Genomic DNA, 18,722 nt, shown 5'->3' with positions numbered 1-18,722 from the left:
ACGGGCCATGGACACTGGCCCGAAGTTCAGCCGATCGATACCTCCTTCACATGGCTGTCCTTACTTACCTGGAGCGACTTCGTGTCGCACACTGAACGCTTCATATGACAGGCCTCGCCAACCGGAGCGCTCAAGGACAGGCGGCCTCTCGTGCCTGCACGGGAAGGGCGGTCGTCCGGCGCCGGTAGTACGCGACGGCTGCCAGCGTCAAAAGCGGCGCCCAGGCGAGCAGAGGGGCGTAGCAGGCGATAAGGAGCGCCTCCTGGGCCGCCGAATCCGTGATGCCGCCCGCCGCCACGTTCGAAGTCTGCAGGTAGCCGACCCAGCCGCACAGGCCGAACAGCGTGGCCGCGCCCAGCAGTGCCGGGATCACGGCGGCGAGTGGGCGCACCGCACGGCCGCCGAGCAGCGGAATCCAGCGCGGCACGACCTCGCCCCACGGCTGCACCAGGCCGAGCGTCAGCAGGGCAAGCGCCTCGGAGACGGCGGTCAGCGAGAGGACGTACAGCACACCCCAGCCGGTCCTGACGGGCTCTCCGGCTACCGGGAGCCCGGCGACCAGGGCGATCCGCCACAAGCCCGACGGCAAAGTGACCAGCGGTACGGCGTAGGCGGCGAGGGCGGCCCAGCGCGGCACACCAGGCAGTGCATTTATTCTCGGCATGTGATCCATGATCGTCACAAGGGCATCGCCGGACCTCAGCCTGAGGGCCCGTCCCCCCTCCGCCGAATGGGGGAGGGGGGACGCTCGTACGACCGACGCCGGGTGAGGTGTGGAGCTCGCAGAAGCCCCAGGCGCCCCTGCGGCTCGGGCGTCGGCATGCGGTCGCGTCCTGTGTTGAATCAGACGAGGTTACGCTCCAAGGCGGGCGATGTGCCTCTTATGGAATGATCGCGCCGCCGTCGCTCGCCGGGCGAACACATCGGCGGACCTGGCCCTGACGCGATCGGCCAGCGTGCCGAACCGCCGTGTGGAATTGTGGACCTTGCCTGTGGAGTCGATGTAACGCAGGGTTCCTACGTGGGTGTAGGCAGGCTCGGGCGGCATGTGGGGCACGAGGGCCGCAAACGCTGGTCAAGGAGCAGTGGATGCAGCCCTTACCGCCCGTTGCCGGTCGAGCTTCGCCGCAACACGGTCGCGAAGAAGTTCGTACTCTTTGCGCAGTCGGCACCACTCGGTCACGGGCGGGCGGGGGATGACGATGCCCCCGGTGATGACTTCCTCCGGCCGGAACTGCTCCCGGGTGAGGTCGATCTCAACTCCCATGCCCAAGCGGTTCCACCAGTGGTAGTCCGTGCGTTCGCCGTTGACATGGACTTCTCCGCGGATCAGCTCACCGCCCAGGAGGTCGTTGAGGACCATGGCGGTCACGCCGCACTGGTCGCGGGCCGGATTGTCCGGGCTCCAGTGCGGCCGGAATTCCGGGGTGCACGTATCGGCGCTCCAACTGCTGCGAACGGCGTGTTCGATGGTGCTGAGAAGCAAAGTTGTCATGGTGGCATCCTTGCCGGGACCACTGACAATCGCCGGGAAGTGCTCCGAGGCCGCGGCCCGCACACGCTGAGCGACGATCGAAACCCCGATGACCGCCGATGAAGTCGGGTGGCGTAGGGCGCGAGTCGAGTAGCCGTTCCCGCGAGCCGGGACGACGGCCGTCGGTCCAGCACCCGCCTGGACGGTTTACCAGGGCACAGTGGGTTCACCTGCCGGAGAAGTGCGGCGTCCGGCCGGGACGGCTTGCTGCTGTTCAGGCTGGTTCACCGGGTTGTCTGGGGGAGTGCTCCACCACGTCGGCCAGTTTGCCGAGCATGCGGCGGTGACGCAGTTGCAGTACGGCGTCGAGAGCTGTGTTGTGAAGCCGCGCGCTCGGCCCACGCAGGGGGTGTTCGTCCATGGTGAGGAGGCTGTGGCGGTCCCACGACTGGATCTGGATGGCGATCCTGACGGTGCCCAGCGGGCCGCTGTCCACTTCGAGTTCAAGTCTGCGAGGCGGCTCGCAGCGGCGTACGTAGGTGTGGCCGCAGGCTGTCCACGGGCCGAGCCGGATGGTGTATTCGATGGCTGAGCCCAGCTCGGGCCAGGTGCCCTTGGCGGGTGCTGACCTGGCGGTCCCCACAACCCATTCGTCGTAACGGGAACCGTCGGCGAGGACAGCCCAGACCGCCTCCGGGCTCCGCTCGATCAGTTGGTGCCGTACCGCCATGGGTCCTCCGGCGTCGAGGTGAACCGGGCTTCGTCGTTCGGGCGCCTCCAGAGTAAATCCGTCGGCGATGCCCGGCCTGCTGAGCCAGGGGGACAGGGTGTGCCGGGGCGCCGAGGCCGGCCCCCTCCCGCACAACGGACACGGGGGCTGGGCGCCCTCCTGCGCTGCCGGCCTCCGCCGCGACGCCCGCGGGGCTGCCCAGGGCCAGGGCGCCGCCGCGATCAGCCTCTCCTCGGCGCGAGACAAAGCCCGGCCCGACCCCGCGCACCAGCACCCCGGCGACCTCCGCACCCTTGTGATCGCCCCTCTCGGCTGGACGCCCGCGCCATGATCACCGTGGTTACCGGCGTCCGCAACAACGGCCCCCCGGCGCAGATGCCGAAGCATGACCGTCGGTGCCTGGTTCAACGGCAGTACGTCAGCCGACGGGCGCGATACTGTGGAGAAACCTGATGCCCGTCTGGCGCCATCAACGGAAGGAGCGGACCTGTGAGCACACAGCCCGTGGAGCCGTACGGTCGGCCGGAGCGCCCACCTCGCCCGGGCACCGTCCTGGCCGTGCTGCGTGCCCTGCCCCGGCACCTGCGCCACGAGTTCGCCGATGCCGTCGCGGCCGCTCCCGACGATGAAGCGGTCAAGCGTCTAGTCGCACTATGGGGCGGTATTGCCCTTTTTGAGAAGAATCCAGCGGTGCACGCTGCTTTCGACCAGGCCGAAGCCGGGACCCTGCCGGCTGTGCCCCATGAGGCCACTCAGTGACCTACCGCACCGCTCTCACCCCGGACTCGGACAAGAAGTACGCCGCACTCGACGAGTACGACCAGCGCCTCCTGGATGCCGCTCTCGCCAAACTGGCCGCCGACCCCTTCGACTCAGCGGTCTCCGTGGCTTATCCCGGTAGAGGCAACGACGACTTCCGCTCTGCCTTCGTGTACGGAATCGCCATGGTCTACGTCGTTTCCCGAAGCACCACGCCACCGCGCGTCACGATCACCGACTTTGACCTGTAGCAGTTGACCGCCGGCCATGATGAATGGCCCACACCTCAAGGGCGCGTGGGTTTTCGTCGTAAGGATGGTGTGCGTCCGGGTGGGGAGATGCCGATGTCCTTTCAGGGGCGGGTTGTCAGTGGTGGGGTCGTGCCGCAGTATTCCGCGAGGAATACGTACGCGGCGGCGTCCGTCTCTCCCGCCCAATCGGTGTTGAAGTTGTACACCAGGCCGTGCTGTCCGTCCCGTGTGGTGTAGGCGATGCTCTGTGAGCCGGGAAGGAAGCCGGTGTGACCCCAGAGTTCCGTGCCGCAGGGCAGAGTGAGGCGGAAGATGCCCAGGCCGGCTTCTTGCCCCCAAGGGAAATTCGGGGACGGAACCGTAGTGGTCATCTCCTTGAGCTGGGCCCGGGGGAGCAGCTTCCCGCCCAGGAGCGCGGTGAAGAAGCGGTTGAGGTCGGAGGGGCTGGAGATGAGTTCGCCCGCGGACCAGGCCCAGGAAGGGTTGAACTCGGTGATGTCGTGCACCCGGTGTTGCGGGTCGTCGGGGAAGACGGTGTACATCCGCCCGCTGGGGGCCGGGATCCTGGGGTAGGTGCCGGGGAGGACGCTCGCCTGCAGGCCGAGGGGTGTGAAGATCCGCCGCTTGGCCTCGTAGGCGTAGGTGTGTCCCGTGGCCCGTTCGATGACCATCGCGGCGAGGGTGAAGGCGGTGGTGCTGTAATTCCAGCCCGTGCCCGGCTCGAAGTTCGGCTGGTGCTTCATGGCGAGGGCTACCAGCTGCTCGGCGGTCCAGGTGTCGTAGCGGTGGGCCAGGAAGTCCTTTCCGAGCACGTGCAGGCCGGGGTCCTCGGTGTAGTCGTAGATGCCGCTGGTGTGGTTGAGGAGCCGACGGAGGGTGATCTTGCTGCCGTCGTGGCCGTGGACGCGGACCATGCCCGGCAGCCATTTCTCCACGGTGTCGTCGATGGTGAGCCTGCCCTCGGCTTCCAACTGGAGGACGACGGTGGCGATGAGTGTCTTGGAGATGCTGCCGGCCCGGAAACGGTCCGGGGGCAGAGGCGGGCGCCGTGTGTCGAGGTCGGCGACCCCGCTGGATCCGTACCACGTGCCGTGCGCGTCATGGGCCTGTCCGAACGCTCCCGGAACCCCGCCCTTGACGGCGGATTCCAGGGCGGCCTGGGTGAGTCCGTGACCTGCGACCGGGGCAGCGGGCGCTCCGTCCGCCTTCGCGGGCGCCGTCAGCCCGATCGCTGACGCGATCGTGACGGCCGCGAACACCGCGGCGAGTCTGATCCGTACTGCGAGCATCACCATGACGACCTTCCCTTTCACCGGGAAGAGCCATGTTTCCCGGTGAAAGGGACGAGCGGGCGCGATAGCGCGAATCGACATGCCCGTATCGCAGCCGCCCGGCGCACGCCTGAAGGGTGTGTGCGCCCAGAGTTTTCGTACTCCAGTCGAACATCAATGGAACAAGTCAGTAAGAAAAACAGGGTGGCGCCCGTTCGGCCAGGATGTCTCGTCGGACCGGCATATACCCACCGGGTAGCCGCTGCCTACTACGCGGTTCCTTACCGACGCACTCAGGTGTATGCGGCACGGGGGCCCGAGCTGTCTCCGGCCCAGAGGTGTTCATCATCGGGCGCCCACGATCACACCAGGCTGGCCAGTTCTGGTTCGCCGTTTCCCGCCATGCGGTCACTGACATTTATGGTGTGAAGACAGGGCTTCTGCCCTAGAAAAATGCCTGGTACAGGCGCGGTGTGTCGGGCAGGCTTCGCCAGGATGAGCGACGAAACAGCGAGCGACCAGGCGTACGCGCCGGTGGGCACGCTCCAGGGACTGCTGCAAAGAGGCCGAGGACTGGGCGCACTGCTGGCATCCGACGATCCGGTGACAGCTGCCGAGGCGGTGCATGACTCCGTCCGGCGCGACTGGCGGTGGGACTCGGTGGACGACCGCCACCTCTACCTTGCGCGCCTGTTCCAAGAACTGGCACTGCCGCTGGCCCCGTTGGTCGGCCTGCTGGCGGGCGACGAGGACGACTGTGAGCGGGCCACCCGCACGCTGGAGCTGCTGGCCTTGTCGGGTTCGACCGAAGCCCGAGAATCCCTGCGGGCTTACATTCAAGAGGGCGAACACTGGGTGGACGTCCTCGAGTCAGTGGCGGACATCTGGCCAGTCGCATGGTGGGACGACCTCGCCCGTGCCCGGCTGACTGGGGAGGAACGGCTGCTCCAGGGCTCCAGACCCTGGGTGCGCTGGGCAACAGGATCTGCCACCGCCGTTGTCCACTCTCCGCGGCTCCACGCCATCGACGTCAGCCCGACCGGGCGTCAGCTGCTTTCCATTCTCGCGGACACCGGTTCGACCGACAGTGCGAAGGCCCGAGCCCTGCACACTTTGGCTGGTCGTCCACCGGAGCCAGGCCTGCTCCCTTTGGTAGCCGGGCTCGGAGCGGCGGACGGCGGACGACCCCTGCCCTGGCTCACGCGTGCGGTGGAGCGGCTCGGCGCCCTCGCCGTGCCGGAGGCGCGCGCATGGGTGGCGGACGAGCGGCCGTGGTTGTCCTGGACCGGAACCCTCGTCCTGGCCGACCACGGCAACACCCAAGACATTCCGGCACTCATTCAGGAACTCGCCACCCACGAAGAGGCACATCTGTGGTGCGGCCCCGGCCGATTGGCCGCCGGTTTGGCCCGGTTCGGATCGGCAGCAACGGAGGCAGCGCCCGTACTGCGCCGGCTCTGGCTGTGCACCCCGCACTCCTACGAGCGCCCGGCTTACCTCAAAGCACTGGCGGCCATCGTGCCGGCGGGCCTCGACGAGGCCTACACCGAGTCCCTCTGGGACTGTGAGACGAACGCCCGCCTTCTGGGTATCACCTCCCCACCCGACCTGCCGCACGTCCGGCAGAGGCTTTTCGACCTACGGGACGACCGGATGGAAGCACCCGAAGTCAGGGCGGCTGCCGGAACGCGCCTGGCGATGATCGGGTGCTGATCGCCAGGGCTTTTCTTCGCGGAGCAACGCCGGGGCGGAGGGGCCGCGCAGACCACGGCACGCCCTGACATATTCGATCCCGGTGACGATGACGATTCCCTGGCGACCTGACAATTGAGCTGGGTCGGCTGTTCGTCAGTCCCACGTGTTAAAGAGTGTTGCGCCGAGGGTCGCCGGCTGCCAGTGCCTGATCTGGCGCCGCTCCGCGGCGGACAGGGCAGAGGTGTCGGAGTCTGCCAGCGGTGACAGAAGCTGTGCTGCGCTCAGGACGGCGAAGCCATTATCGCTGAGGGCAGTGGCCCAGGTAGGGGGTTCCTGGAATTCGTCGGTGTACCAGTAGAGCCGGTCGGTGACGAAGGCGATCAGCTGGTAGTGGGCGTGGAACAGAGCGATGTGCGTGCTGCTCCGGGCCTTGATCGTGGCGCTGTGGAAGCTGTGCGGGTACTTCTGCTCCGTGAAGTCCTCGACTTTTCCGCCTGCGGCGCGGGCTGCGGAGTGCCAGGCGGTACGGCACGCCTTGGGATCGGTATGCGGAAGTGGCGGGTCGCCCGGGTCGCGGAAGCCTGTTACGCCTCTGTCCAAACAGAAGGTGATCTGCGAACCGTCCACCTTTGCCCCCTCCGAGTAGGCCGCGCCGCTCAAAGCTTCGATGGCAGGAAAGCTACTGATCATCTGGTGGGGGGTGGGTGCCTGGGGGGCGGGTTGTTCCGGGTTGCCCCGGGCACTCCCGCCCCCCGGGGGGGTTGTTATGTGGTGGGTGTGGGGTAGGTGGGGTGTTCGATTCCGGTGAGGTGTTGGACGGTGCGGATGACTTGGCAGGAGTAGCCGTATTCGTTGTCGTACCAGAGGTAGAGGATGGCGTTGTCGCCGTCGACTTTGGTGGCGCCGGCGTCGATGATCGAGGCGTGGCGTGAGCCGATGAAGTCGCTGGAGACGGCGTCGGGGGCGGTGGTGAAGTCGATCTGGCGTTTGAGGGGGGAGGTGAGGGAGATGTTGCGGAGGTGGTCGAGGACTTCTTCGCGGGTGGTTTCGCGGCCGAGGCGGAGGCTGAGGATGGCGATGGAGACGTCGGGGACGGGGACGCGGATGGAGCTGCCGGTGATGGGCGCGTGGAGGTCGGGGAGTGCTTTGGCGACGGCGGAGGCGGCGCCGGTCTCGGTGATGACCATGTTCAGGGGTGCGGAGCGGCCGCGGCGGTCGGCTTGGTGGTAGTTGTCGAGGAGGTTCTGGTCGTTGGTGAAGGAGTGGACGGTTTCGACGTGTCCGCGCAGGACGCCGTATTCGTCGGCCATGGCTTTGAGCGGGGGGACGATGGCGTTGGTGGTGCAGGAGGCGCAGGAGAGGATCTGCTCGTCGGGTTTGATGGTGTCGTGGTTGACGCCGTGGACGATGTTGGGGATGTCGCCCTTGCCGGGTGCGGTCAGGACGACTTTGTCGATGCCGGGGCGCAGGTGCTGGGAGAGGCCTTGGCGGTCGCGCCATTTGCCGGTGTTGTCGATGAGGACGGCGTTGTTGATGCCGTGGGTGGTGTAGTCGATTTCTGAGGGGTCGCCGGCGTGGATGACGGTGATCTCGTTGCCGTTGGCGATGATTTTGTTGTGGGTCTCGTCGACGGTGATGGTGCCCTGGAACTGGCCGTGGATGGAGTCGCGGCGCAGGAGGGAGGCGCGCTTGACGAGGTCGTCGGCGGCGCGGCCGTTGCCGGGGCGGACGACGATGGCGCGCAGGCGCAGGCCGTTGCCGGAGCCGGCTTTTTCGATGAGGAGGCGGGCGACGAGGCGGCCGATGCGGCCGAAGCCGTAGAGGACGACGTCGCGGGGGGCGGGGCGTTCGGTTTTCGCGGTGCCGGTGGCGCCGGCGACGGCGCGGGCGGTGAAGTCCTGGACGGTCAGGCCTTCGTTGTCGCTTTTGTAGGTCGCGGCGAGCATGCCGATGTCGATCTGGGAGGGGCCGAGATCGAGGGTGGTCAGTGCCTGGAGGAACGGGAGCGTCTCGGTGACCGAGAGTTCCCCGCCGGCTATCTGGCGGGCGAACCGGTGGGTTTTGAGGATGCTGATGACCGATTTGTTCACCAGGGAGCGGCTGTGGAGCAGGACGGTGACGTCCTGTTCCCGGTGCAGCTTCCCGATGATCGGGATCATCGACTCCGCGATCTCCTCGCGGTGCTTCCAGTTAGTGAACGCGTCGTCATTGACAGTCACAGGTCCATCTTTCGAGCTAGGCGGCGCTCATATGCTAACCCGCCGGTGTGGTGGCCCTTCAGGCGGAGCCCCTGGGTAGGGGCCGTGACCAGGCCCGCAGCCCCGCCCCGGGGTGCAGGGGCCCCGCCCCGGGGCGGGCAGTGCCCCGCCGCTGCGTGCGGCGCCGAGTCGGACGCGACTGCCGCGCCCCGCAGCGCCACCGAAGCCGAAAGAGACGCTGGCAGTGCTCGCAAGGCAGCCGACAGCGCGGGGAGGGACGCAAGCACCGCGCGCGACGTTGCCACCACGGCAGATAAGGACGCCACAGCCGCCGAGAAAGATGCGGAGAACGCCCGCGACCACGCCAAGGCGGCCGATCAAGCGGCCACCCGCAAAGCCGCGCGAATACGCCACGAAGAAGAACGCAAGCGGCGCGTGGAGGTCGGTAGCCCGGACACTGGTCCTGAATTGCCAAAAGATGACGAAGCGATTCTTTTAGCCACCTGTGGACAGCAGTGTGTGGACGAATTTCGGCAGGCCAAGCTTTCAGCCTCCCAAAATGTTATCGACTGGGTGAAGGCTAATGGGGGTCAAATCCTGCTCGACGTTTTGGGTGTGACAGACGCCAAGAAGTGCTTCTCGTCCGGCGATGTCGAAGGATGCCTTTGGGTGCTGGTGAATGCTCTGTCCGCGCTCACGCTTGTTGCCAAGCTTCCGGCGATCAGTGTGGCAGTCGTCCGCATCGGTGCAGGCATTGGTAAGTTTTTCGAGGAATCCCGAGCCGGTAAGAGCGCCATTGACCGGCTCAGGAAGGTCATCGAGAAGCGCAAGAAGGAGTCCAAGCCGCCTTGCCGAGACGGTAAGTTTGCGCAGACGAACTCGTTTGGGGCAGCCAAGGGGGCCAATCGGAAGATCTCAGATGGGTTTCCACTGCCCTGTGGTTTCGATGCCCCTGAGTTGGACGAAAGGGTCATTGACGACATCAGGGCCTACCGCTTCCGTGGTGGAGCACATGCCACTCCCGCTAAGGGAGTTTTCAAGGACAGTGTCACCAACGAGGATCTTGAGAAGATCTTCAACAAGGGGCTTGAGGCTGAGATGAAGGGACCCAACAAGAGCCACTACTACGAGCGGGTTTTCGACTACGGAGATAACGTGAGGTTCACCTCGGAGAACCAAGGCTCGCAACGGACATCGTGGGTGATGCTGGTTCACAGCAAGTACGGCGATGTCATTACGATGTTCCCCATCCCTAAGCCCTAGCGCTCGAAAGAGGAGAACTGAGTGGGTTTGGACATCTACGTGAAAGATGTCAGGCGCGAGCAGGTGGAGGCGCTCGGCGATGACTCCGATGGGTCATTCAGTCGAACCTGCGAAGCGGCGCCGGAAACGAGTCTGCTGTATGGCGTGTCGAAGTACGGCGACACGATGTTCAATACGACTCAGATCTACAGGCTTGTTTCAGAGCTGGAGAGCCTTCCTGGAGAGGCGCTGACCCCTACCGTCCAGCGTGTCCTTGACGCTGCGCAACGCGCAATCCGGCTGTCCGGATACCTGCTTTTCGTCGGCGACTGACTGATTGTGCAACTGCTGAGGGACACGCTCCCTAGGAATACGGGGCCCTCAGCAGCGTCAGGCCATGTGCGTCTGGGGCACCCCGCTGTGTGACAGGTCAGCTACGGGCCTCCTGTAGCCGCGCCGGTTCGCGAGAGCGGCGGTCGCTGTGGCGCCGAGCCAGCGTTTCACGCCGTGCTCGTCGGAGTCGGGGGCGGGCCATCGGCTGAGCGAGAGGTCCGCACGGATGGTGCCTGCCGTGACGCTGGCCCCGGCGTCTTCGAGCTGCTGGTACAGGCGGTCGGGCTCCAGCTCGACCGCGAGCGTATTCAGCGTTGCCGCTCCAGGGTGAGGACGGCTTTGCTGATGACGGTCATGTGGTTGGGGCTGATGCGGGATCTGCGGAAGATCTGCCAGGACTTCAGTCGTGCCATGCCGCGTTCGACCGGTGCCCGGGCTGCGGCCAGGGCCCGTGACGGTGCGCTGGGTGAGGGTGAGTTCATCGCGCGGTGGGCGTTTGAGTCCGGTGGTGACCCAGGGGCCGGCGCCCTGGTAGGCGCGGTCGGCGAGGATCGGGACGCCCTGGCGTTCGCAGATCCGGATGATGTGGTGGGAAGCGTGCCGGGGGGAAGGTCACGCTCGGGGGCCGCGACGAGCTCCGGAAACGCGGGCCCCATGGGCGCGCCCCTCCGGGAGAGCATCTGTACCGGGCCGTCGCCCCGAACCGCGAGCATGCACCAGTAGCCGTCCCACTTGACCTCGAAATACCCCGACTCGGGGAGGACCGGCGCGGGCTTGGCCAGCCTGGGCTGCGGGATCAGCAGGGGCATGATCTACCGGCCGGGTCAGTCGCCAGGGCGTGCAGCCAGTGGGCGGCCTCACGCCGGTGCCCGGGATCGTGCGGGGCGGCTACCTGGGGGCGGACCGCCATACCCCGCACCGTCAGCTTGCCGACGCAGCGGGCGCTCGCCAGGCTCTCGACGGTCAGGGCATGGGCCGGGTGGTGGAGCGAGGACACAACGGTGGTCTCCAGGGAACGCGGGGCCTGTTCAACGACGCAGCACGATCCCGGGAACGCTGTTACTCCTTGGCGACCCAGCCCCCGAGGTTGTTCACGTTGGTGGCCGCCGCGTGCCGCAAAGCCTCCGGGGAGCCCAGCAGGCTGGGCGGCAGGTACCCGGACCGGACGCCGAGCTCCCATCCGTGCACCTGAACGGCAAGGGCGGCCAAGGCGAGGGGGCCGAGCGGCAGCAGGGACCGGGGGGCGGAGTCAGGTCCCGCGCTGTCCCGGTGCTCGACGAGCCGGTTGATGAGTGCCTGCTCGAAGGCGTGCTGGTCGTCGTAGAGGAGCACGCGAAGAAGGCGCTGATCTGCGGTCAGCGGGCCGGCCATGTCCAGGTGGCGGGCGGCCTCGGCGCGCTCTTCTGTGCTGGGTTTGCTCAGGGGCACGGTGGGCCAGTCTCGGGGCAGGTGCCCGTCCGCCTCGGTCAGGTACAGGCACAGTGCGTCCATCGCCGCGAGGTCCGCAGGATCGGAGGTCGAGGTCAGCGTCGAGTACGGCACCCCGGCACGGATCGCGGGCGCGCAGCCACCTCTCAGCAGCAGACCGATCGCCCGCTGCCAATCCCACACCAGGCTGCTGGCCAAGCATGTTTCGAACGTGTCGAGCCACGTCCTGGCGGTGGGGGCCTGCGTGACGACGTCCCTGAAAGCGATGTCCTCGCTGCTGAGGCTCTCGCCGATGAGCGGGAAGTTGATCTCCTGGTCGCCATTGGGCCAACAGCCGACTTCCAGCACGCCCATGGAGCACTCGGCCGCGGTCCGCAGCACCGTACGTGCGGCCTCGTCGAGGCTGGGGTCTTCCACGGTGCGGGCGGCGACGTGGTCGAGGAGCTCGTCACGCATCTCCTGCAGCTTCTCCGGGGACGGGTCGTCGTAGTACATCCCGTGCCACCGCCGCCGGGTCCGTCCGCGGATGTCGTTGAGCGCGTGCGCTATGCACCCGTCACTGACCTCGTGGCGTGTCACTTCCTGCACGGCTACCGTCCCCTCGTGATCTTCACAGCCGGAGCCGGCACGTTACCAACGGGCTCTGACACTGCCCTCCCGAGTACTGGGGGCGATGGTGAAAGTCAGGTCGTCCCGCAGCCAGGAGAAGGCCGCTGTGCTCTCCGCGCGGGCGGAGGTGAACCGACGGAATGGTGCGTGGAGGTTGACCCAACGGGTGCTCTCCGCGCAGGCGGAGGTGAGCCGAACGTGGGCAGGGCGAGAAGGGCGGTGGTCTGATTCCTGTTCATGACGGGGATTCCTCAGGCTCAGGTGAAGCGTGGGTTGGTGCGGGTCACTGCAGCAGGCCGGTGTGCAACCGAGTGGGGAGTATCCGTTCCCCGAACCGTTTAACCGCGCCGCATGCCGACAGGCAGTCGGCGAATGGGTATTTCCCGCTCCCCGTAGCCCGGCAAGCCTGCGAGCGGGGCAGTCTTCTCTGACGGTGGGTCCAGGTTCTCGTGGCGTGTTGCCGAGCCAGGGGGACCTGGACCGGGCTGGCTGGCCCTTGCGGGGAACGCCGTCATCCCGGCCCTGGGAGACGAACCTTCGCGGCACCCAGGCATCTTTTTGTCAGGTAAACCGTGCGGGCGGGCGAGTCTCCGGGGCCGCACCGTCAGGGGCCGTTAACCGCCCCGTCCCGCCCCTACGACGCCTATTAGGGGCGGGACGGCACCGAAGGATGGGTGCGGGGCTGGCTCGGTGATCCTGGTAGGGGTCGGTTCAGCAGGGAAGGGTGGACTTCCCGGCGGCGCCGGTGGCACCGGTGGTGCCGTTCGCGGTGGTGGTGGCAGGGGTGCCGTTGCCGCCGGGCTTGCCGGGACAGACCGGGCTGGCCGCGCCTCCCGCACCGCCCGTGCCGCCGGTCTTGCAGCGGTGAACCCGGTGATCCCCGATGGAGGTCCCGGGTCCTCGCGGGCGGTGCCAGCACCCGCAAGCACCCCTGCACGTCCCCGAACGCCGGTCAAGCCGATGTCCGTCGCGGGCCAAACGGACTGACTCCCCGGTCATGGACCCGGTCTCGGCGCCACCGGCCCACCGGCCCACCGGCCCACCAGGGCCGACGAGGCGCCATCAGGCCCACCAGGCCGACCAGGGCCGGCGAGGGGCCATCAGGGCCATCGGGCCATCGGGCCGACCGGGGCCGGCGTGGCGCCATCAGGGTCGGTGGGGGTGCCCATCAGGCGTATCAGGGCCAGCCCATCGGGGCGGGTGGGATCACTGGGGGAGAGGCGGTGATCGTCTCACCTCTCACGGCACGATTTCTCTGGTACCGGTACTGGTTCCTGCCGCGCCGCCGGCGTCCGGGCCGGAGCCGGAGCCTAAGAGCCCGCCCCGCGGCCGCTTGTCTGTTGCGGGTTCTCTCTCGATGGCGCGCCGCTCGCACGGTGGTGAGCTGTCCCGCGCTTGCGGCGGGGTGGCTTCTCGCGGGTTCTTCGCTGTCTCCGGCCGCGTGTCAGGCCGGCTGTCGCAGCCACGAGCCGAGAGTCGCGTAGTCGCTGTCGGTCAGGCCATGGCGGGGATCGACACGATGGAGCAGGGCGGGTCCTGGGTGGTGGGCAGCGACCCAGGCCCGGTCGGTGTCGGTGACCTCGTCGTCGACCCAGACGAACGGGCGTCCCGCTGCCCGTTCGACGAGTGTGCGGGTCTTCCAGTGCAGTCCGTTCCGCTCGTCCTGCTCATCGATGCCGGACGGCTCCGGCCAGATCACCACTGCCAGGTGCGGCAGACCGATGCGGGGGGCGATGCACTCGTTCGCGTCAGCCATCCATGTCGTCGCCCAGACCACCTCGCACGCAAGAGCCGCCAGCCGGGGCCCGTGCCCGGGATTGATCCTGGCCAGGAGCGGATGGGCATCGGCTCCAAGCGATGGGGAACTTGTCGTGTAGGTCGGATACGGCTGGGCCGCGCCGAAGGGGATGAGTGGGCCATCGACATCGAGAAACAACAGGGAACGCTGCACAGAGCCAGTCACAGGAGCACGATAACGGCAGATCCCACCAGACCGCCTCGGTGACCAGGGCCCTGTACCCCGCGGCTGCGCAGGCTGCTCTTTCTCGTGCACCACCACGGGCCCCGGGATCCGTAACCGCTGCTCACGGCACCAGGCACATGCAGTTGCCGGGCGCGGACGAAGTCGTTTTCCGGTGCGGTGTCGTCGGGGTGCGGCCAGGGCATGGCGAGCGTGTCCAGGCGCGTGGTGCGCCTCCCGCCCCGGGTGTTGTGGGCGTGGAAGCGCCGGGTGCCGGTGGTCCGCTGCCAGGGGGGCACGAGCACGTCACCGACGTCGGTTCCGCCGCATAGCAACCCGCCCCTGGTGCTGGTTCCCAGCGCGTGACCGAAGCCGGCCTGACCGAAGCCGGCCCTGACCGACTGACCGAAGCCGGCCCTGACCGACCGACCGAAGCCGGCCCTGACCGGCCCTGACCGGCCCTGACCGGCCTGACCGGCCTGACCGGCCTGCCGACTCGACCTGACTGACCTGACTGACCGGCTGACCGGGCTGACGTGGCCGGTTCTCTTCGGCCGTAAAGGGGGGCCTGTCACGGGTCCGGGGAGCGGCCCGGCCGGTCTTCCCAGGGCCGGCCCGTATTCCTCGTACGGCTTCCTCGTATGACGCACCGCACCCTGGTGCTTCTGGGCGGGCGGGCATGGAATTGCGTTGGTGTGGCAGGGGGGTTTCATGAGGCACGTTGCGGGAGGGAAGGTATGCGCGGAGGCGGCCGGGGTCGCACGGTCGGTGCGGCGGGCCTGGCAGGGGCCGGGCCGGGAGCGGGATCTGGTGGTCCTGGCGCTCAAAGCGACGGTGGCGGCGGTCCTGGCGTGGTCCCTGGCCGTCTGGCTGTTGCGTAACACCCTTGCGCTGATGGCGCCGTGGGTGGCGCTGGTGCTGGTGCGGACCACGGTCTACCGGTCGGTGGCCTGGGCGGTCCAGCAGACGCTGGCCATCGCGCTGGGGACCGTCGTGGCGACGGCCGGTGCGATGGCCCTGGGCCGGCCCGTCGTGGCGATGCTTCTCGTCCTGCCGGTGATGCTGCTGATCGGTAACTGGCAGCACTTCGGCGAGCAGGGCATCGCCGGGGCGACCTCTGCCCTGTTCACCCTGGCGGGCGGTCAGTGGTCGGCGTCCATCGCGGCCGACCGGGTCCTGGCGGCGTTCCTGGGCGCGGGGGTGGGCGTGGCGGTCAACGCCCTGGTCCTGCCGCCGGTGTACCTGCGCAGCGTCCATGAGGCCGCGGGCGGTGTGGTGCGTGAGTGCTGCGGGATCCTCGAAGCGGTCGCAGGCGGGCTGAGGGGGCCGTGGCGGTACGACCAGGCGGTGCGGTGGCAGGAACGGGCCCGCCAACTGCCCGGGCTGCTGCGTGCCCTGCGCTCGGCGGTTCAGTGGGCCGAGGAGAGCACCCGCCTGAACCCCGAGCGCCGCCGCCGCGCCGGCCCGGCCGGGGCCGTGCCGGTAGGTGAGGAGACGCTGCGCACGCTGGAGGATGTGGCGGACCATCTGCAGGGCCTGACGCGGGTGCTGGCCGAGGCGGCGGCGGACGGCGCGGCGGCGAGCTGCGTGCGGCAGGGGGACGTCACCCGCCCGTACGCGGACTTCCTGGAGGGGGTGGGGCAGGCCCTGGCTGTCTACGGGCGCACGGTGACCGGTGAGGACTCCCGGGAGGCCCGCCGGGAGCTGGAGCGGGCGCTGCGGCAGGTGGAGGCCGCCCATGAGGACTTGCGTGCCCGTCTGGCCGGGCGGCCGGTGCTGGGGCCGTCCGCGATGGAGCTGTCCGGTTCCCTGCTGGCCGAGGCCCGCCGGCTGACCCGCCGTCTGTGTCCCGGCGGAACGCGGGGCGGGACGGACGACGCCCCCGCAGGGAGCGGGCCGCCGGCCCGCTGAGCCCCCCACGCCTCCCGGCGGCGGTGACGCGACGACGTGACGAAGCGACGACCTGGTGGCGCGGTGGTGCGGTGGCGCACTGGGGTGCGGGCAGCGGGGCACACATGGCCGCCCCCGGACACGCCCCCGGACGCGCCCCCGGACGCGCCCCCGGACGCGCCCCCGGACGGGGCACCGGACGGGGCACCGGGCTCGGCACCGGACAGCCCGGCCACGTCGGCGGTCAGCCGGGAACGGCCCGCGGCGCTTCTCCCCTCGGGGCGCCCGAGGGGCGGCGCGGGCCTGGTGCGGCTCCCTGCTCCGCCGTTCCTTCCGACGGTGCGCCGGGAGGTACTCCCGGCAGCCGCTTCCCCGGCGGTGCCTCCACCCCAGCCCCCTGGGGGCAGGGCCCCGCCGCTGGATATCGCACCGGGCCTCAGGCACCCTTCGTCCCGCCGGCGCCGTCTCCTTCCTGCCCCTCCTCCTGCCCCTCCTCCTGTTTCCCTTCCTGTTTTCCTTCTTGGTCTGTTGGCCGCTCCCCGGGGGCGGGGGTGATGTGCAGGGCGGCCTCCTCCGCGGTAGCGGCCCCGCCGTCGGTGCCGACGTCCCTGGCGACCATGTCGTTCGCGTGGCGCGGGAGCCCGTCGTCGGCTGCCACGAGCCGCCCCGCCCGGGCGTCGCCGGCCTCCTCGCTGACGGCTTCGCCGTTGGTGTTCACCTGGTCGCCGATGCCATCGCCCTCGGGCGGTGCGATGTCGGGCTCTTCCTCGGCCAGGCGCTGCTCCAGGCTCTCGCCCTCCCGCTGTTCCCGCGCTGTCGTGCCGTGATGCTCCGCGGCCAGGGGTTTGTCCGGCGGCGAGTAGCCCTCGTCGAGGGTCGCATCGAGCCCGTCCTCCTCCAGCGCGTTCTCCAGGTCGAGGTCGGGGCGGTCCCGGGTGTCCGAGCGGGCCGGCTGGTAGACCTCGTCACCCCTCGCGTCGTCGGACATCAGGTGCTCTCCTTCATCCATCGGCCGGGCAGCCGGGTTGCCTGTCCATCGTGGAGCGGCCCGTGACGTCCAGCCGCCCCGGCGGTGCCGTACAGGTGAGCCCTTGCCGTCCTCGGGCCCCGCCCGGCACCCCGCCCCGCGGGTCCAAGAGCCCCTCGCGGGCCGTGTTCCCTGTGCTCTCGGGGATGACCGTCTCTCTTCCCGGGGCCGGACAGCCGGCCGCCCAGGTTTCCGCTCTCCTGCCACCCCCCTCGTGTGCACAGCTTCCCGCGGCCGGCACGGGGCTCTCCTGCGGAAGTGCCCGGACTGCGGGCGAGCCGTAGGGGACCATCCGGAGTGCCCCGGGTGGAACCGTGTTCTGTGCAGCCCCTGCGGACGAGCCGCCGGTGGTGCCGGGTGCAGCGGCCTCCCCCCGGTGACTGGGGCGGACGGGGCGGGACCAGGCCGGTGGCCCGCCTGCCCGGCCCCGCGCCCCGCCCCCGCCCCACGCCCCCGCCCGGCCCCGCACCCCTGCCCGCCCCGCGCCGCAGCCCGGCAGGCGCGGCATACGGACAACCCCTGGACCGTCCGGATGGCGTGCGGCACCCGAACCGTCTGCGCGGCCCGCCCCGGGGTATGCGGCTGAGGGAGGTGATCGTTGTGACGCAGGAGAACCGGGACAACCCGGCAGAGCGCTACCCCCGGCCGAGGTTCCCCGAGCAGGAACAGACACCGCCCGGGCACACCGGCCGGATGGACCCCCGCCCGGACCACGGTGAGGACACCTACCGGGGCAGCGGCCGGCTGGAGGGACGCCGGACGGTGATCACCGGTGGCGACTCGGGCATCGGGCGGGCGGTGGCGCTGGCGTTCGCCCGGGAGGGCGCGGACGTGCTGTTCACGCACCTGCCCGAGGAGGAGAAGGACGCGCGCGAGACCTCCGCCCTCATCGAGGCCGCGGGGCGCCGGGCAACAGCCCTGCCCTGCGACCTGCGCGAAGAGGCGGAGTGCCACCGGGTGGTGGACCAGGCGGTACGGGAGTTCGGCCGCATCGATGTGCTGGTGAACAACGCGGCGTACCAGATGGCCCAGCCCGAGGGCCTCGAGGCGATCACCACAGAACAGTTCGACCGGGTGCTGCGCACCAATGTCTATGCGATGTTCTGGCTCTGCAAAGCGTCCCTGCCGCACATCCCCCAGGGCGGCAGCATCATCAACACCACCTCCGTGCAGGCCTACCAGCCCAGCCCCCACCTGCTGGACTACGCCATGACGAAGGGGGCGATCGTGACCTTCACCCAGGGGCTGGCCGGGCAGCTCGCCGAACGGGGTATCCGCGTCAACGCCGTGGCCCCCGGCCCGGTGTGGACCCCTCTCATCCCCGCCACCCTCCCGGACACCGCGAGCTTCGGGAAACAGAGCCCGCTGGGACGTGCGGCCCAGCCGGCCGAGATGGCACCCGCCTATGTCTTCCTCGCCTCACAGGAGGCGAGTTACATCACCGCCGAGATCCTCAACGCCACCGGCGGCACCCCCCTCCCCTGACCGCACACCGGCAGCCGGACCGCACCCGGCAGAGGGGGCCCCGGCGGTGGCGGCTCCCGCGCACCGCACCCCGGGCCCCCTCCGCGCGGGCGGATCCGCCCCCCCGCCCACCCGCCCCCGTTCCCCCGCCGACCTGTTCCCCCGCCGACCTGTCCGGCGCGGCAACGCAGGCTGCCCGGCTCCTCGCACAGGCACCGGCCCCCGCTCATGGCCAGGAACGCATACGCTGCCCCCCTCGGGGTACCCGGCAGCTGCCCCGCCACAGCTGGGCGGCGGTGCATTTGCGCCCCATGAACCCGGAGGGTGGCCGGCATGCCCCGACACCAGCCCCAGGACACACCCCACACCCCGCCAGGAGCGGTCCGGCGAC

At 69.2% G+C, this 18,722-nt stretch carries 16 protein-coding genes and 1 pseudogene; 7 read left to right on the top strand and 10 right to left on the bottom strand.

Annotated elements, in window-relative coordinates; translation table 11 throughout:
- Positions 1–130: 130 nt before the first annotated feature.
- The 3 genes from ACZ53N_RS31380 to ACZ53N_RS31370 form a co-directional block, all read right to left on the bottom strand.
- Entirely contained in the window at positions 131–664 is a 534-nt protein-coding gene (locus ACZ53N_RS31380) for a hypothetical protein (protein WP_469144203.1), read from the bottom strand.
- Positions 665–1,075: 411 nt separating this feature from the next.
- Complete coding sequence (locus ACZ53N_RS31375) at positions 1,076–1,495, bottom strand: YunG family protein (protein WP_469144205.1); 420 nt, start codon at positions 1,493–1,495, stop codon at positions 1,076–1,078.
- Positions 1,496–1,748: 253 nt separating this feature from the next.
- Positions 1,749–2,204 (bottom strand): SRPBCC family protein, encoded by a 456-nt coding sequence (locus ACZ53N_RS31370; protein WP_469144202.1) that lies wholly within the window; start codon positions 2,202–2,204, stop codon positions 1,749–1,751.
- Between the two features lie 558 nt (positions 2,205–2,762).
- On the opposite strand from ACZ53N_RS31370, the gene ACZ53N_RS31365 reads away from it, so the two are divergent.
- Entirely contained in the window at positions 2,763–2,963 is a 201-nt protein-coding gene (locus tag ACZ53N_RS31365; RefSeq protein ID WP_469144201.1) for a hypothetical protein, read from the top strand.
- Positions 2,960–3,214, top strand: coding sequence for a hypothetical protein (locus tag ACZ53N_RS31360; protein ID WP_469144200.1), 255 nt, complete (start codon positions 2,960–2,962; stop codon positions 3,212–3,214). Before ACZ53N_RS31365 ends, ACZ53N_RS31360 begins: the two co-directional genes overlap by 4 nt.
- A gap of 101 nt (positions 3,215–3,315) precedes the next feature.
- On the opposite strand, the gene ACZ53N_RS31355 is transcribed toward ACZ53N_RS31360, so the two are convergent.
- Complete coding sequence (locus ACZ53N_RS31355) at positions 3,316–4,509, bottom strand: serine hydrolase domain-containing protein (protein WP_469144199.1); 1,194 nt, start codon at positions 4,507–4,509, stop codon at positions 3,316–3,318.
- 471 nt (positions 4,510–4,980) lie between these two features.
- On the opposite strand from ACZ53N_RS31355, the gene ACZ53N_RS31350 reads away from it, so the two are divergent.
- On the top strand, positions 4,981–6,198 hold the full coding sequence (locus ACZ53N_RS31350) for a hypothetical protein (RefSeq protein ID WP_469144198.1): 1,218 nt from the start codon (positions 4,981–4,983) through the stop codon (positions 6,196–6,198).
- Between the two features lie 135 nt (positions 6,199–6,333).
- On the opposite strand, the gene ACZ53N_RS31345 is transcribed toward ACZ53N_RS31350, so the two are convergent.
- Both ACZ53N_RS31345 and ACZ53N_RS31340 read right to left on the bottom strand, forming a co-directional pair.
- Positions 6,334–6,870: a hypothetical protein gene (locus ACZ53N_RS31345; protein WP_469144197.1), complete on the bottom strand. Its 537-nt coding sequence runs from the start codon at positions 6,868–6,870 to the stop codon at positions 6,334–6,336.
- Between the two features lie 74 nt (positions 6,871–6,944).
- The gene (locus tag ACZ53N_RS31340) at positions 6,945–8,399 is read right to left on the bottom strand and encodes a glyceraldehyde-3-phosphate dehydrogenase (RefSeq protein WP_469144196.1); all 1,455 of its coding nucleotides are present in this window, start codon (positions 8,397–8,399) and stop codon (positions 6,945–6,947) included.
- 84 nt (positions 8,400–8,483) lie between these two features.
- On the opposite strand from ACZ53N_RS31340, the gene ACZ53N_RS31335 reads away from it, so the two are divergent.
- Together ACZ53N_RS31335 and ACZ53N_RS31330 are read left to right on the top strand one after the other, a co-directional pair.
- Positions 8,484–9,641, top strand: coding sequence for a hypothetical protein (locus tag ACZ53N_RS31335; protein WP_469144195.1), 1,158 nt, complete (start codon positions 8,484–8,486; stop codon positions 9,639–9,641).
- A gap of 21 nt (positions 9,642–9,662) precedes the next feature.
- Positions 9,663–9,953: a hypothetical protein gene (locus ACZ53N_RS31330; RefSeq protein ID WP_469144194.1), complete on the top strand. Its 291-nt coding sequence runs from the start codon at positions 9,663–9,665 to the stop codon at positions 9,951–9,953.
- A 308-nt stretch (positions 9,954–10,261) separates the two neighbouring features.
- On the opposite strand, the pseudogene ACZ53N_RS31325 reads toward ACZ53N_RS31330, so the two are convergent.
- The 3 genes and pseudogenes from ACZ53N_RS31325 to ACZ53N_RS31315 all read right to left on the bottom strand — a co-directional run.
- Positions 10,262–10,547 (bottom strand): annotated as a pseudogene (locus tag ACZ53N_RS31325) (transposase family protein); the annotation flags it as partial.
- Positions 10,548–11,012: 465 nt separating this feature from the next.
- Positions 11,013–11,969 (bottom strand): immunity 49 family protein, encoded by a 957-nt coding sequence (locus tag ACZ53N_RS31320; protein ID WP_469144193.1) that lies wholly within the window; start codon positions 11,967–11,969, stop codon positions 11,013–11,015.
- A 1,465-nt stretch (positions 11,970–13,434) separates the two neighbouring features.
- Positions 13,435–13,953, bottom strand: coding sequence for an HAD domain-containing protein (locus ACZ53N_RS31315; protein WP_469144192.1), 519 nt, complete (start codon positions 13,951–13,953; stop codon positions 13,435–13,437).
- A 708-nt stretch (positions 13,954–14,661) separates the two neighbouring features.
- Here ACZ53N_RS31315 and ACZ53N_RS31310 point away from each other — a divergent pair.
- A complete protein-coding gene (locus tag ACZ53N_RS31310; protein ID WP_469144191.1) occupies positions 14,662–15,861 on the top strand; it encodes an FUSC family protein in 1,200 nt (399 codons plus the stop codon).
- Between the two features lie 415 nt (positions 15,862–16,276).
- On the opposite strand, the gene ACZ53N_RS31305 is transcribed toward ACZ53N_RS31310, so the two are convergent.
- Positions 16,277–16,828 (bottom strand): DUF5709 domain-containing protein, encoded by a 552-nt coding sequence (locus tag ACZ53N_RS31305; protein WP_469144190.1) that lies wholly within the window; start codon positions 16,826–16,828, stop codon positions 16,277–16,279.
- Between the two features lie 639 nt (positions 16,829–17,467).
- On the opposite strand from ACZ53N_RS31305, the gene ACZ53N_RS31300 reads away from it, so the two are divergent.
- A complete protein-coding gene (locus ACZ53N_RS31300; protein WP_469144189.1) occupies positions 17,468–18,352 on the top strand; it encodes an SDR family oxidoreductase in 885 nt (294 codons plus the stop codon).
- The last annotated feature ends 370 nt before the right edge of the window (positions 18,353–18,722 follow it).

The organism is Streptomyces sp. NPDC033229 (assembly GCF_055576875.1).
Note: the sequence above shows the minus strand (reverse complement) of the source record. Positions and strands in the feature narration are given on the sequence as shown.

What these genes read in the sequence shown, in the direction of transcription:
- ACZ53N_RS31380 (WP_469144203.1), bottom strand. Translation starts at nt 664, where the DNA reads ATGCCGAGAATAAATGCACTGCCTGGTGTGCCGCGCTGGGCCGCCCTC.
- ACZ53N_RS31345 (WP_469144197.1), bottom strand. Translation starts at nt 6,870, where the DNA reads ATGATCAGTAGCTTTCCTGCCATCGAAGCTTTGAGCGGCGCGGCCTAC.
- ACZ53N_RS31310 (WP_469144191.1), top strand. Translation starts at nt 14,662, where the DNA reads ATGAGGCACGTTGCGGGAGGGAAGGTATGCGCGGAGGCGGCCGGGGTC.
- ACZ53N_RS31350 (WP_469144198.1), top strand. Translation starts at nt 4,981, where the DNA reads ATGAGCGACGAAACAGCGAGCGACCAGGCGTACGCGCCGGTGGGCACG.
- ACZ53N_RS31375 (WP_469144205.1), bottom strand. Translation starts at nt 1,495, where the DNA reads ATGACAACTTTGCTTCTCAGCACCATCGAACACGCCGTTCGCAGCAGT.
- ACZ53N_RS31305 (WP_469144190.1), bottom strand. Translation starts at nt 16,828, where the DNA reads ATGTCCGACGACGCGAGGGGTGACGAGGTCTACCAGCCGGCCCGCTCG.
- ACZ53N_RS31370 (WP_469144202.1), bottom strand. Translation starts at nt 2,204, where the DNA reads ATGGCGGTACGGCACCAACTGATCGAGCGGAGCCCGGAGGCGGTCTGG.
- ACZ53N_RS31355 (WP_469144199.1), bottom strand. Translation starts at nt 4,509, where the DNA reads ATGGTGATGCTCGCAGTACGGATCAGACTCGCCGCGGTGTTCGCGGCC.